General features: G+C 63.0%; 16 protein-coding genes. 6 read left to right on the top strand and 10 right to left on the bottom strand.

From position 1 onward, the window contains the following. Window positions 1-3: 3 nt before the first annotated feature. From flgG to K6301_RS01515, 8 genes are all read right to left on the bottom strand, one after another. A complete protein-coding gene (gene flgG, locus K6301_RS01550) occupies window positions 4-786 on the bottom strand; it encodes a flagellar basal-body rod protein FlgG (RefSeq protein ID WP_247218836.1) in 783 nt (260 codons plus the stop codon). A gap of 9 nt (window positions 787-795) precedes the next feature. Next, a complete protein-coding gene (fliE, locus tag K6301_RS01545) occupies window positions 796-1,125 on the bottom strand; it encodes a flagellar hook-basal body complex protein FliE (RefSeq protein ID WP_134649679.1) in 330 nt (109 codons plus the stop codon). Then, window positions 1,122-1,541 (bottom strand): flagellar basal body rod protein FlgC, encoded by a 420-nt coding sequence (gene flgC, locus K6301_RS01540; RefSeq protein ID WP_134649678.1) that lies wholly within the window; start codon window positions 1,539-1,541, stop codon window positions 1,122-1,124. Before flgC ends, fliE begins: the two co-directional genes overlap by 4 nt. Before the next feature lie 3 nt (window positions 1,542-1,544). After that, window positions 1,545-1,925, bottom strand: coding sequence for a flagellar basal body rod protein FlgB (gene flgB / locus K6301_RS01535; RefSeq protein WP_134649677.1), 381 nt, complete (start codon window positions 1,923-1,925; stop codon window positions 1,545-1,547). A 186-nt stretch (window positions 1,926-2,111) separates the two neighbouring features. Continuing rightward, window positions 2,112-2,675, bottom strand: coding sequence for a flagellar protein (locus tag K6301_RS01530; protein ID WP_247218835.1), 564 nt, complete (start codon window positions 2,673-2,675; stop codon window positions 2,112-2,114). After that, window positions 2,672-4,084: a flagellar protein export ATPase FliI gene (gene fliI / locus K6301_RS01525; RefSeq protein WP_247218834.1), complete on the bottom strand. Its 1,413-nt coding sequence runs from the start codon at window positions 4,082-4,084 to the stop codon at window positions 2,672-2,674. The genes K6301_RS01530 and fliI overlap by 4 nt, the downstream gene beginning before the upstream one ends. 3 nt (window positions 4,085-4,087) lie before the next feature. After that, a complete protein-coding gene (gene flgF, locus K6301_RS01520) occupies window positions 4,088-4,813 on the bottom strand; it encodes a flagellar basal-body rod protein FlgF (RefSeq protein WP_247218833.1) in 726 nt (241 codons plus the stop codon). Window positions 4,814-4,815: 2 nt separating this feature from the next. Next, window positions 4,816-5,595, bottom strand: coding sequence for a DUF1217 domain-containing protein (locus K6301_RS01515; protein ID WP_247218831.1), 780 nt, complete (start codon window positions 5,593-5,595; stop codon window positions 4,816-4,818). Between the two features lie 171 nt (window positions 5,596-5,766). Between K6301_RS01515 and motA the strand changes: the two genes are divergently transcribed. The 6 genes from motA (at window position 5,767) to K6301_RS01485 (ending at window position 10,930) form a co-directional block, all read left to right on the top strand. Further along, window positions 5,767-6,645: a flagellar motor stator protein MotA gene (gene motA, locus K6301_RS01510; RefSeq protein ID WP_134649673.1), complete on the top strand. Its 879-nt coding sequence runs from the start codon at window positions 5,767-5,769 to the stop codon at window positions 6,643-6,645. A gap of 3 nt (window positions 6,646-6,648) precedes the next feature. After that, window positions 6,649-7,593: a FliM/FliN family flagellar motor switch protein gene (locus K6301_RS01505; protein WP_247218829.1), complete on the top strand. Its 945-nt coding sequence runs from the start codon at window positions 6,649-6,651 to the stop codon at window positions 7,591-7,593. 61 nt (window positions 7,594-7,654) lie between these two features. Continuing rightward, complete coding sequence (gene fliN, locus K6301_RS01500; protein WP_247218827.1) at window positions 7,655-8,221, top strand: flagellar motor switch protein FliN; 567 nt, start codon at window positions 7,655-7,657, stop codon at window positions 8,219-8,221. Between the two features lie 30 nt (window positions 8,222-8,251). Then, entirely contained in the window at window positions 8,252-9,289 is a 1,038-nt protein-coding gene (gene fliG / locus K6301_RS01495) for a flagellar motor switch protein FliG (protein ID WP_134649670.1), read from the top strand. A gap of 109 nt (window positions 9,290-9,398) precedes the next feature. Beyond that, on the top strand, window positions 9,399-10,481 hold the full coding sequence (gene flhB / locus K6301_RS01490) for a flagellar biosynthesis protein FlhB (RefSeq protein WP_247218825.1): 1,083 nt from the start codon (window positions 9,399-9,401) through the stop codon (window positions 10,479-10,481). 5 nt (window positions 10,482-10,486) lie between these two features. Next, complete coding sequence (locus K6301_RS01485) at window positions 10,487-10,930, top strand: hypothetical protein (protein WP_134649668.1); 444 nt, start codon at window positions 10,487-10,489, stop codon at window positions 10,928-10,930. 49 nt (window positions 10,931-10,979) lie between these two features. On the opposite strand, the gene visR is transcribed toward K6301_RS01485, so the two are convergent. Both visR and visN read right to left on the bottom strand, forming a co-directional pair. Then, window positions 10,980-11,723, bottom strand: a complete 744-nt coding sequence (gene visR / locus K6301_RS01480; RefSeq protein WP_247218823.1) for a transcriptional regulator VisR — start codon at window positions 11,721-11,723, stop codon at window positions 10,980-10,982. Window positions 11,724-11,734: 11 nt separating this feature from the next. Then, the gene (visN, locus tag K6301_RS01475) at window positions 11,735-12,478 is read right to left on the bottom strand and encodes a transcriptional regulator VisN (RefSeq protein ID WP_134649667.1); all 744 of its coding nucleotides are present in this window, start codon (window positions 12,476-12,478) and stop codon (window positions 11,735-11,737) included. Window positions 12,479-12,625: the final 147 nt, after the last annotated feature.

Genomic DNA, 12,625 nt, shown 5'->3' with positions numbered 1-12,625 from the left:
TTGCTATCTCAGGTTCTTGCTGACCACGGCGGCCATTTCGTCGGCGGCCTGGATGATCTTGGAGTTCATCTCGTAGGCGCGCTGGGCGGAGATGAGGTCGGTGATTTCCTTGACCGGGTCGACGTTGGAGCTTTCCAGGTAGTTCTGCTGGATGTAGGCGAAGCCGTCCTCGTTGGGCGTGCCGACATTGGCGGCGCCGGAGGCGGCGGTTTCGCGGAAGAGGTTTTCGCCCATCGGCTCGAGACCGGCCTCGTTGACGAAGTTTGCCAGCGTGATCTGGCCGAGTTCCTGCTGCTGGCCCGCCACCGTCGCGAAGACCTGGCCCGACTTGTTGACGGTCACTTCCGTCGCATCGACGGGCACCGTCATGCCCGGCACGACCGTGTAACCGTCGAGGGTCACGATCTGGCCGTCGGCATTGGTGTTGAAGGCGCCGGCGCGGGTGTAGAGGGTGGTGCCATCGGGCGCCTCGATCTGGAACCAGCCGCGGCCGATCAGCGCCATGTCGAAGGAATTGCCCGTGGAAACGAGGCCGCCCTGGAGATGCAGGTTGCGCACGGCAGCCGTCTTGACGCCGAGGCCGACGATGACGCCTTCCGGCACCACGGCCTGGTTGGCCCGGTTCGGAACGCCGGCGGCACGCTCCGTCTGGTAGAGCAGATCGGAGAACTCGGCGCGCGCACGCTTGTAACCCGTCGTGTTGATGTTCGCGATGTTGTTGGCGATGACTTCGAGGTTGGTCTGCTGCGCGTTCATGCCGGTGGCGGCAATGGCAAGGGCTTTCATGTCCGGTCCTCAGATCTGCATTCTTGCGATTTCGAGATAGGCGGTGACGACCTTGTCGCGGAAGGCGATGGCGGTCTGCAGCGTCTGCTCGGCGTTCATGACGGCATCGACGACCTCACGGGTCGATGCCTTGCCCTGGATGGCGTCGAATGACTTGGTCTCGCTGAGCTTCAGCGCGTTGGTCATGTCGGTCGCCATGTCGCCCATGACCTGGGCGAAACTCATCTGGCCGGTGCCCTGCGCGGCGGCGCCCGAAACGAGGCCGGAGGCCGTCTTGTCGACGCCCGACAGGGCATCGTTCGGGAAAAGCGAGCTGACGCCCTTTACGCTGTCGATCATTGCGAGGCCCTCAGAAGGTCGATGGTCGCGCTGATGAGGTCGCGCGATTGCTTGATGCTTTGCAGGTTGGCTTCGTAGGAGCGGTTCGCCTCGCGCATATCGGCCATCTCGACCAGCACGTTGACGTTCGGCATCTTGACGTAGCCCTTTTCATCCGCAGCCGGATTGCCGGGGTCGTATTCGGTGGTGAACTCGCCCTCGTCGAAACCGAGACGCGATACCTCAACGGTCGAGGAGCCGCTCAGGCGGTCCAGCTCGGAGGTGAAGGTAACGGTCTTGCGGCGGAACGGATCGGCGCCGGGCGTGTCACCCGTCGAGCGTGCGTTGGCCAGGTTTTCCGAAACGATACGAATGCGTGTCGACTGCGCCTCCAGACCGGAGGCTGCTACTTTCAGGGAGGCTACAAGAGGATCCATTTCTTACCTTCTGACTGTCATCAGCATCATGCGATGAAAGGCCTTGACGAGGCCGGCATTCAATTCGAAGTCACGCTTGACCTGACCCTCTTTCATGAGCTCATCGGCAAGTCCGACGGTATTGCCGGATTCCTGCACGCCGATCTCTTCGGTGGGCTTGGTCGTGATGACGCGGCTGGCCATTTCGGTTTCGGTGAAATGGCCGGGATGCGTTGCCGCCATGCGGGCGCTCGTGGTTTCGAGCACCGATTGAAAGGGTGTGACGTCCTTCGCCTTGAAACCGGGTGTGTTGGCGTTGGCGATGTTGCCTGCAACGACACTCTGGCGGGTCGCGAGCCATTCGGCCTGTTTCGATGCCAGTTCAAACAGTTGTATCGGTTGCATGACAAGCTCCATCCTTGTTCATGGCGAACCTAGGGAACCAATCTTGCGCGGGACTTGCACTCGCGGGACCTGCCGCGCAAGTGCCTGATTTTCAGGGGAATTAAGTGATCCGCCACCGAACGGCAAACGGCCGGCGGGCGCTTGATGCGCCGCCGGCCGAATCGAAAAGGCAGGTTGGTCCGCCCGTCAGTTCCGCTTGATGATGTCGCCGTTCGAGGTGACGATGACCCAGGCGCCGTCGCGCTGCTCCAGCGTCGCGAGACGGCTGTTGTCCGGCAGGATGGAGCCGACGCGCACGATATACATGCCGCGCGCATCCTCGATCAGTGCCCGGCCGTTGGCCACATGCATGAGCCGGAAGCCGGAATTCGCCGGCAACGGCTGGTTCAGGCCCGTCTCGACCGGTACACCGAGCGTCTTCTCCTTGCCGAGCGCCGACGTGGTAGCGGTGGCAACCGGATCGAGACTGTCGAGGGCCCGCGTCTTGTCGTCGTCCACCATGGCGGCCGGCGAAACGCTCATGACCTCCTTTGCGGCCGTCTCGGGCAGATTGCGGGTCGATCCCTGCCAAAGGGTCGGCACGGAGAATTTCCCCGGATTGAGGAAGACATACCAGGGAAAGAAGGCCGCGCCCGCCGCAAGCAGGACGCCGGTGGCGACGAGCACCTTGTCGCCGGCGCTGTAACTTGCCTTTTCCATCCGCTTCAGCGGCTGCACAGGTTGATCCGCATCGAAATCCGTCACTGTCATCCCCTTCGCACGGCCGGTGCGCCGCCCTGCTGGGCGGCCGCGTTCTTGAGCGCGGTCGCCAGGTCGGTGAATGCATCGCCGGCCGGCCGCTCGCCCGGCGTCTGTTTCAACACTTCGTAGATGATTGGCACCTGCTTGATCGCCATGTCGAGATCGGGATCGGCACCGGGACGATAGCCGCCGATGAGGCGCAGGTCGCGCGTCTCCTCGAAACGATGGATCAGCGATTTCAACCGCCCCACGAGCTTCTCCTGGTCCGGCGTCCAGGCCTTGCGGGCAAGACGCGAGATCGAGGCGAGCGGGTTGATGGGCGGATAGCGCCCCTCTTCCGCAAGGCTTCGCTCCATGACGATATGGCCGTCGAGAATGCCGCGAGTCGAGTCGGCGATCGGATCGTTGTGATTGTCGCCGTCGACGAGGATCGAGATGATCGCCGTGATACTGCCGGTGCCTTCCGCGCCCGGGCCGGCGCGCTCCAAAAGGCGCGGCAGCTCGGTAAAGACCGAGGCCGGATAGCCCCGCGCGATGGGCGGTTCGCCCGACGCCGTCGCCACTTCGCGGATGGCGTGGGCAAAGCGCGTCACGCTGTCGATGATCAGCAGAACGTTGTCACCCTGATCGCGATAGTGCTCGGCGATGGTGACGGCCGTCAGCGGCGCCATCTTGCGCAGCATCGGGCTTTCGTCGCTGGTGGCGACGACCGCCACCGACTTCGCGAGATTGTCGCCGAGCGTATCCTCGATGAATTCGCGCACTTCACGGCCGCGTTCGCCCACCAGCGCGATGACGACCTTGTCGAAGGCATCCGCCCGCGCCAGCATCGACAGAAGCGTCGACTTGCCGACACCCGAGCCGGCGAAGATGCCGAGACGCTGGCCAAGGCAGAGCGGCGCGAAGATATCGATGGCGCGAACGCCCGTGCTGAAGCCGGTTTCGACGCGCTTGCGCGTCATCGACGGCGGCGCGGAATTGGAAATCGACCGGCGGACATCGCCCTGGACCAGCGGACCAAGGCCATCGATGGGCTCGCCGAGCGCATTGATGGTGCGCCCGCACCAGGAGGCGGTCGGCGCGACGCGGAAGGCGCCCTTGCGGATGACCGTGTCGTGGATGCCGATCGGCTCTCCCGGTTCGATCGGGCAGACCACCACCGAATCCGTATCGACGCGCACGACCTCGCCCAGATGAACGCCCGTCGCGCTCTTGTGCGCGACGAACTCACCGAGCCGCACATGGCGCGACAGGCCGCTGACGGTGTAGTTGCCGGCGGCGATGGTCTGGACGTGGCCGCCATGGGAAACCGAGAATTCCGGGGACGCGTAGCGCCGCACCAGCCCGGCCAGCGCATTGAGCTTGCGCGCGCCGTCGGCCGTGCCGGGAACCTTCGCCGTGTTGCCTTGGGATGCCATGGTTTACTTGCTGCCCCCGAGCGTGCGGACCGCCTCGTTCATCGAATCCTCACTGCCGCGCATCAGCGCCGCGATGTTCTCGAAGGCGCGCGTGACCTGGATGAGCTGCGTCATCTCGCCGATGGCGTTGACGTTCGATTCCTCCACGTAACCCTGCATCACGCCGGCATCGACGCGGTCGAGGATCGGCTGTGGGGCCCGCGCCGGGATGATGCCGCTGTTGCCGGCGCGCACGAAGCCGCCCGACAGATCCGCCTCAAAAATACCGAGGGCTGCGACCGGCCGGCCATTCTGGTTGAGCTGGCCATCTGCGCTGAGTGTGATCGGGCCGGCATTGCCGTCGATCTGGATCGGACCGCCGCCGGCATCGAGCACGGGATAGCCGTTTAGCGTGACGAGCTCGCCCGCCTCCGTCAGGGTGAAGCGCCCGTCGCGGGTGAGCGTCGCGCCGGCCGGCGTTTCCACCTGGAACCAGGCGTCGCCCTTGATGGCGAAATCCAGCGCGCCGTTGGTCTGCGTCATGCCGCCGTTGCGGGTCGAAAGAAATTCCTCGCCCTGCGAAACGAAGGCGACATCGGCGTTCTTCTGGTCGCTGACGACCTGGTTGAACTTCACTTCGGTGGCGCGGAAACCGACGGTCGTGGAGTTCGCGACGTTATCGGCAAGCGTTGCCATGCGGCGGTCGAGTGCAATCTGGGACGAAAGCGAGACATAAAGCCCGGTCTGCATGCTCAGCGGCCTCCGAGTTTCAGGTTGTTGATGGAAAGAAGCAGGTCCGTCGAAATGCCTGTCAGGCTGGACGGCTGGAAGACGGTCAGCGGATCGTAGCTGCCGGAAGGGTTTTCGAGTTCCCACATCGCGGTGAAGCGCTCGAGGAGCTTGCCGACCTTCGCGGGATCCTTGAGGTCGTCGAGATCAAGGATATCCTCGTAATATGCGGCCTGGCGGTCCACATCGGTGGCGGCGAACTCGGCAGGAAGCTGGAATGCCGTGCGCACGACCTGCGCCAGCGCATCATCGGCGATGATGGAATAGCCCGACGTGATGGACGAGGCCATGCGTTCGAAATAGAGCGCGAGCCGCACCCCGGTATTGTCCTCGCCGGCGCTGACCTCCAGCGTCTGGCGCATATACTTGTCGGCAATGCCTTTCTGGGCGCGCTCGAAGGTGGTCGCCAGCTCGCCGTGGCGGGCGAAGTTCAGCGATTCGGCCAATGCCTTGTAGCGTGTGTCCGAAAGCTGGTTCGCGAAGGCGCCCTTGTCGTCAACGCCCTCCGTCAGCACCTTGCGCATGAAAGCCTTGGCATAGGCCATGTCGTCGAGGCCGTGCGCCTTCATGACATAGTTGTAAAGGCGGCTGTCGGCGAAGAAGTCGTCGACCGACTTCACGTCGCCGATCTTCGACAGATAATATTCGGTCTCGCGCTTGACGTCCGGCTGCTCCGACACGCGCGTGAGCGATGTCTGAAGGTCCGAGGAAATCAGCTTGTAGCTCGTATAGGTGGTCGTCACGATGGCCCGCCGATCATGGTTCACGAGGGCGCGAAGGCCCGTTCTGAACCATGATCCTGCGGGGTTTTGCTTGCGCGAACCTGATCCACGAACCCGCCCTCAGGTACAGCTTCACGCAAGGCTGGAACCGTATTTCCGAAGGGTCAGAACTGTGTCGGGACACCTGCGCTTATGAACATTGTAATCGGCCTCATCGTCACCATCGGCTGTATCCTCGGCGGCTTCATGGCCATGGGCGGCCATGTCGAGGTGCTCAACCAGCCATTCGAGCTCCTGATCATCGGCGGAGCCGGGGTCGGCGGCTTCATCGTAGCCAACACGATGAAGGTGATCAAGGAAACCGGCAAGGCGCTCGGGGAAGCCTTCAAGCACAAGGTGCCGAAGGAACGCCATTATCTCGATACGCTGGGCGTGCTCTACAGCCTGATGCGAGACCTGCGCACCAAGTCGCGCAACGAGATCGAAGCCCATATCGACAACCCGGCAGAATCGCCCATCTTCCAGTCCGCGCCGACGGTTCTCGCAAACAAGGAACTGACGGCCTTCATCTGCGACTACGTTCGCCTCATCATCATCGGCAATGCCCGCAGCCACGAGATCGAGGCGCTGATGGACGAGGAAATCCAGACGATCACGCGCGACAAGATGAAGCCCTACCAGGCGCTCTCCACCATGGGTGACGCCTTCCCGGCCATCGGCATCATCGCCGCCGTTCTCGGGGTCATCAAGGCGATGGGCAAGATCAACGAATCCCCGGAAGTGCTCGGCGGCCTCATCGGCTCGGCGCTCGTGGGCACCATGCTCGGCATCTTCCTGTCCTATTCCATCGTCACACCCATCACCACCAACATCAAGGTGGTGCGCGAAAAGCAGAACCGCCTCTATGTGATCGTCAAGCAGACGCTCCTCGCCTACATGAACGGCTCGGTTCCGCAGGTTGCCCTGGAATACGGCCGCAAGACCATCTCCTCCTACGAGCGCCCGTCCATCGACGCCGTGGAACAGGAGATGATGAATCCCGGCGGCGGCGGCGATACGAAGGCGGCCTGATCGATGAGCACAGCGACCGTAACCGCAGCCCCGTCCATGGATCCGATCGTTCTTGCCCGCCTCACCGGCAAGCTCGGCGACCGCGAGACCATCTCCAAGCTTTGCGCCAGGCTCGGCGACGTGTTCTCCGAATTCCTGCCGGACATGCTGGAAAGCGAACTCGGCTTCGAAGTCGCCGTGTCCTATGCCGGCTTTACGATGGGCAAGTTCGGGGAACTGACGGAAGGCCTCGGCGGCGCCATGGCCTTCTGCGATGCGTCGCTGCGCGACTGGTGCGAGCATTTCACCCTGATCTGCGACAGCCCGCTCATCATCACGCTTGTCGAAAACATGCTCGGCGCCGTGAGCGATTCCATCGAGGACCCGCAGCCCCGGCCGCTGTCGAAGATCGAACTCGACGTTGCGGCCATGATGTTCGACCGCATCTCCGGCGTCCTGAAAACCGCGGTTTCCAGCGCGACCAGCTTCGAACCCCTGCTCGGCGCCGCGCACAACGCGGAACTGCGCAAGCCCGTCGAAGACGGTACGCAGAACGCGCATGTCGCCATGGTCAACATGGCCGTCGGCATCGGGCCCGTTCTTTCGACCTTCCATGTCGTCATTCCGCAGGCGACGCTGCTGAAATCCGTCATCGCGGCGCCGAGGCCGGCGAATGTGGCAAAGACCCGCGCCGAGTGGAGCGAGCAGCTCAGCGAGCAGGTTCGCCGCTCGAAGGTGACGCTGGAGGCGCGCATTCACCTGGAGCCGCAGACGCTCGACACGATCAGCCGCCTGCAGCCGGGCGACGTCATCCCCTTCAACGAAGCGGGCGACGTGCGCGTCGACGTGAACGCCAACGGCCGCAACCTCTATGTCTGCGAGTTCGGGCGGTCGGGCGCCCGCTACACGGTTCGCGTCAAGGATACCTACGGCTCGGAGGACGACATCCTCCAGCACATCATCGGATAGTTCGCATCCGGCTTCGGCCGGCGGCTAGCCTCAGGCAAGTTTCGAATGGAATAGTGATCTTATGGCACCCAAGAAGACACCCATCGCTGACGACATCACGCCTTCCATCAATGCGGGCGACCAGGAGCTGGAACAGGCGATCGACGACCTGCGCGGCGTTCTCCAGCAGGACGCGACGTTCGACGGCGGCGTTCCTGCCACCCTCGACGACGATCCGCTGGCGGCCTTCGGCGGTGATTTCGGCGGCGGCGCGGCAAGCAGCGATTTCGGTGCAACCGATTTCGGCGGCTCGGATTTTGGCGGCTCGGATTTCGGCGCCGGCAGCGACTTCTCCACCGAGGTGAAGGAAACGCCGCGTCCGGGCAGCGCCATGCAGTCCAACCTCGACCTCATCATGGATATCCCGATCGATCTGCAGATCGTACTCGGCTCGTCGCAGATGCAGGTCTCCGGTCTCATGAACCTCAGCGAAGGCGCGACGATCGCGCTCGACCGCAGGATCGGCGAGCCCGTCGAGGTGATGGTCAACGGCCGTGTCATCGGCCGCGGTGAAATTACGGTTCTGGAAAACGACGACACCCGTTTCGGGGTGAAACTCATCGAAGTGAAGAGTACACGCAAAGTCTGATACCCGCTGAAGGGGTCAGGGGGACAATCCATGATGGATTTCGAAAATTTCGGCACGTCCACGGCGCTTGGTTCGCCGCTGTCGCCGGTGGAAAAAGCCGCAGCGGTGCTGCTTGCCATGGGCAAGGGTGTCGCCGGCAAGCTTCTGAAGTATTTCACCCAGAGTGAACTGCAGGCCATCATCGCCGCGGCTCAGAACCTGCGCGCCATTCCCCCGCACGAACTGATCGACCTCGTCAACGAGTTCGAGGACCTGTTCACCGAAGGCGCGGGCCTCATGGACAACGCCAAGATGATGGAAGGCATCCTCGAGGAAGGCCTGACGCCGGACGAGGTGGATGGCCTGCTTGGCCGCCGCGCCGCCTTCCAGGCGTTCGAAACGACGATCTGGGATCGCCTTCAGGATGCCGATCCGGTCTTCGTGGCGCGCTTCCTGCTCAACGAGCACCCGCAGACGATCGCCTATATCCTGTCGATGATGCCGTCCTCCTTCGGCGCCAAGGTGCTGCTGGAAATTCCGGAAGACCATCGTGCCGACATCATCAACCGTACCGTCAACCTGAAGGACGCGAGCCCCAAGGCGACCGCGATCGTCGAAGCGCGCGTCATCGAGATGATCTCGGCGCTGGACGCGGAGCGCAACTCGGTCGGCTCGAACAAGGTGGCAGACCTCATGAACGAACTGGAAAAATCCCAGGTCGACGAGATGCTCGCCTCGCTCGAAACGGTCTCAACCGAATCGGTCAAGAAGGTTCGCCCGAAGATCTTCCTCTTCGAGGACGTGCTCTACATGCCGCAGCGCAGCCGCGTGTCGCTGTTCAACGACGTGTCCGGCGATATCATCACCGCTGCCCTGCGCGGCGCATCGATGGAACTGCGCGAATCGGTGCTTTCCGCCATCGGCGCGCGCCAGCGCCGCATGATCGAATCGGACCTCGCCGCCGGCGACCAGGGCAATCCGCGCGAAATCGCCATCGCCCGCCGCTCCATCACCCAGGAAGCGATCCGCCTCGCCGCAGCCGGACAAATCCAGTTGAAGGAAAAGGAACAGGAAGCCCAGGCCGCCTGATCCGCCTTGACAGGCCGATCCTGCAAGCCGAGCGTATTTCCGGCCCGAATCTCCTTTGGGGTTCGGGCCGCCTGCTTTTCTGGCAGGCTGATCAAGCCGGAGCGCGCGAGTGGCTGACGACGACGACAAGGACAGCAAAACAGAGCTTCCGACCGAGAAGAAGATTCGCGACGCCATGGAGAAGGGCAACACGCCGTTCTCCCGCGAGGTCACGATCTTCGCCTCGACGCTCGCCATTTATGTCTACCTCGTCTTCTTCCTGCCCGGCGGCGTGGCGCGGATGAACGAGACGCTGCGGGACTTCTTCGAACAGCCCGAAGCCTGGAACCTGAAATCCGGTACGGATGTCATCGCCATCTTCCGCCATCTCGGCTGGGAAGCGGGCGGCCTTCTCCTGCCCATCCTCATCATGATGATGGTCTTCGGCGTTGCCTCGTCGGTCTTCCAGAACCTGCCGAGCCCCGTACTGGAGCGCGTGCGGCCGCAGATGAACCGGCTGAGCCCGATCAAGGGCCTCACCCGCCTCTTCGGCAAGCAGGGGCTTGTCGAATTCGCGAAGTCGCTGATCAAGATCATGCTCGTGTCGCTGGTCGTCGGCATCATGATGCAGACCAACTACTTCTCGTCGCTCGACACGATGTTCTCCGAGCCGGCAACCCTGCTCTATATGATGGGTTCGGACGTCAACAAGGTCCTGCTGATCATTCTCTTCGCCACCGCCATCATTGCCGCCATCGACTTCGCCTGGACGCGCCATCACTGGTTCACCGAGCTCATGATGACGAAGCAGGAGGTGAAGGAGGAAATGAAGCAGGCGCAGGGCGACCCGATCGTCAAGGCACGCATGCGCTCCATCCAGCGCGACCGTATCCGCCGCCGCATGATCACCGCGGTGCCGCGCGCCACCCTCGTCATCGCCAACCCGACTCACTTCGCGGTCGCGCTGCGATATGTCAGGGAAGAAGGCGACGCGCCGGTCGTGGTGGCCAAGGGCCAGGACCTCATCGCCCTCAAGATCCGCGAGATTGCGGAGGAGAATGGCATACCCGTTTTCGAAGATCCGCCGCTCGCACGCTCAATGTTTGCGCAAGTCTCGGTGGATAGTGTCATTCCGCCGGTGTTCTACAAAGCAGTGGCGGAGCTGATTCACCGGGTTTATGCAGCTTCGCCCCAGACCAGACGGGTAAATTAAATCCGATGAGAAAATGCACCTATTCCGCAGAACGCGAGAAGATTGTTGCCGAAGCAATCTGCCCGGTCGCCACTGAGCTCAGACTGCTCGATGCCGCCGATCTCGTGTCGTTGTTGCGTTTCGAGTGCTACGGGAACCTGGCCGATCTGGTCTCTTCGGCCGCCGAACTCTATTTCCTGCCCGGCACCATCAATTTCGGCGCCGGCGGCGACTATCGCCTCGACTGGGATACGGAGCCGGAAGTGACGCTGGACATGGAGATCCGTCCGCAGGGCGTGACCGTCTATGCGCGCCTGATGCTCCAGAAGGATGTCGCGGGCGTCGAAGTCACGCACGTCGCCTTCAGCGACCCTGCCGCGGACCCCAATGACAACACGGATTTCCTGCGCAGAAGCCTTCAGGAAGCGCGCTACGTGAAGGGCGACGCGGCGTCTCATCACGCCCATTAAACGCACGGCAGAGGCCACGACCATGCGCCTGCATGGTCGCTTGGCATCGTCAGGTGATGTAGCCGAGCCGGATGGCCTTCGCGATGGCCTGGATGCGGTTGACGGCGTCGAGTTTCGTCGTCGCCGTTCCGAGATAGGCGTTCACCGTGTGCACGGAAAGGCCCATCTTCTCGGCGATCACTTCGGAAATGCAGCCGTCACCCGCCATCTGGAGGCAGGCGATCTCGCGTTCGCTCAGGGCCTCCGCGGGCGTGAGCTTCTTCTCGTCCGCGGCCAGCATGTCGATCAGGATCTGGCAGCTCTGCATGTGCAGGTCCACCGTCAGGTCGCCGGATGGTGCGATGAAGTTGCCGATGAAGACGACGTAGCCGTTGCCCTGAGCGCCGAGCCTGACGGGAAAGGCAATGCCCGACCATGGCAGGACCCCGGCCGGCAGGCGCGCGGTGAAGAGCTCGGCCCCCGCCACGGCGAACTGGTTGCCGCCGGCGCCTTCCCAGATAAGGGGCAGCATGGAGGCTTCCAGATGCGCCAGCATCGCCGCATCGTAGGCGCCCAGCAGCTGGTCGGCCTTGCGGTCGACATCCTGGGCCCAGTTGTGCAGCGCCAGCCTGAACTTGCGTGCGGTGGGCAGGCCCTGGCCGGAGAGGCGCAGCACGGCGAAATGCTCGGCGCCGAGCACCGTCTGCATGACCTGGAGGCGGGAGACGAAATCGGCGGCACGCACGGATTTCGGCGGCCGGGCCAGGCGGATTTCGGCTTCGGAGATGAGCGGGGCGGAGAGCTGGATTTCCATGACGCTCCTCCTCACACCAGGCTGTGACGAACGGCCCAGGCGATCGCCTCCGACCGGGTCTTCGTGGCCGTCTTGCGCATGACGCTGGTGATGTAGTTGTTGATCGTGTTGCGCGAGATGCCGAGAATGACGGCGATCTCGCCGCTCGTCTTGCCCTCCGCGATCCAGTAGAGGCATTCGATCTCCCGGTCCGTCAACTCCATATCCCGGTCCTGCCGGAGGATGGCGCCTTCGCAGCAAACGCTCGCGAAATAGCCTGTCATGATGCCGACATCGCGCAGCTTGCTCTGGGAGAGGATGAAATGCTCCGGAAAGAGGAGAAGGAGCGACATGCGCACCCGCCCGACATGGAATGCGATGACGCAATATTCACGGCTCACGCCCCTCGGCACCGCCACGTTGTCGGCCAGATGGTGGAAGCACGGCTTGAGGAGGGAAAAGCACTTTTCCAGCTCGCTCATCCGCGACTGGGATGCCCCCACCGTCCGGGCGATGCCGCGCACCATGTCGAACGGCCAGTCGGACGCGACGACGACATCGAGGCCCGCTTCGGGCGAGGCGTCGTGCCGGACGAGAAGATAATGCGACGCGCTGACGTAATCGGTTAATGCCTTCAGTCCCGGCGAAAGGCCGGCGGGATCCGCGCAGCGCCCAAGCTCCTGAAGAAGAATTTCACGCGCACTCTTACGCTCACCAGATTCGGCGGAGAATCCATAAGATTCCCAGGCCGCTGCATCCGACCGCATCGTTTCCATGATAGCCCCCTGTTCCGATCCCGATTGGAAGGCCCCGCCTCCTTATCGCCACAGTTCGGAACCGTCCGAATCTGTTTTTCGATCAGGCCGCATCGACGGGAATCACCAAGCGAATCAGTAACTAAAGTGTACATCGACCTCCTTCAA

Source organism: Shinella oryzae, from assembly GCF_023038235.1.
Taxonomy (GTDB): domain Bacteria; phylum Pseudomonadota; class Alphaproteobacteria; order Rhizobiales; family Rhizobiaceae; genus Shinella; species Shinella sumterensis.
This window is presented reverse-complemented; position numbering and strand designations above follow the sequence as displayed.

Bases quoted from the DNA above. Each gene is read 5' to 3' on its own strand.
- flgG (WP_247218836.1), bottom strand. From the start codon at position 786: ATGAAAGCCCTTGCCATTGCCGCCACCGGCATGAACGCGCAGCAGACC.
- fliE (WP_134649679.1), bottom strand. From the start codon at position 1,125: ATGATCGACAGCGTAAAGGGCGTCAGCTCGCTTTTCCCGAACGATGCC.
- flgC (WP_134649678.1), bottom strand. From the start codon at position 1,541: ATGGATCCTCTTGTAGCCTCCCTGAAAGTAGCAGCCTCCGGTCTGGAG.
- flgB (WP_134649677.1), bottom strand. From the start codon at position 1,925: ATGCAACCGATACAACTGTTTGAACTGGCATCGAAACAGGCCGAATGG.
- K6301_RS01530 (WP_247218835.1), bottom strand. From the start codon at position 2,675: ATGACAGTGACGGATTTCGATGCGGATCAACCTGTGCAGCCGCTGAAG.
- fliI (WP_247218834.1), bottom strand. From the start codon at position 4,084: ATGGCATCCCAAGGCAACACGGCGAAGGTTCCCGGCACGGCCGACGGC.
- flgF (WP_247218833.1), bottom strand. From the start codon at position 4,813: ATGCAGACCGGGCTTTATGTCTCGCTTTCGTCCCAGATTGCACTCGAC.
- motA (WP_134649673.1), top strand. From the start codon at position 5,767: ATGAACATTGTAATCGGCCTCATCGTCACCATCGGCTGTATCCTCGGC.
- K6301_RS01505 (WP_247218829.1), top strand. From the start codon at position 6,649: ATGAGCACAGCGACCGTAACCGCAGCCCCGTCCATGGATCCGATCGTT.
- fliN (WP_247218827.1), top strand. From the start codon at position 7,655: ATGGCACCCAAGAAGACACCCATCGCTGACGACATCACGCCTTCCATC.
- fliG (WP_134649670.1), top strand. From the start codon at position 8,252: ATGATGGATTTCGAAAATTTCGGCACGTCCACGGCGCTTGGTTCGCCG.
- K6301_RS01485 (WP_134649668.1), top strand. From the start codon at position 10,487: ATGAGAAAATGCACCTATTCCGCAGAACGCGAGAAGATTGTTGCCGAA.
- visR (WP_247218823.1), bottom strand. From the start codon at position 11,723: ATGGAAATCCAGCTCTCCGCCCCGCTCATCTCCGAAGCCGAAATCCGC.
- visN (WP_134649667.1), bottom strand. From the start codon at position 12,478: ATGGAAACGATGCGGTCGGATGCAGCGGCCTGGGAATCTTATGGATTC.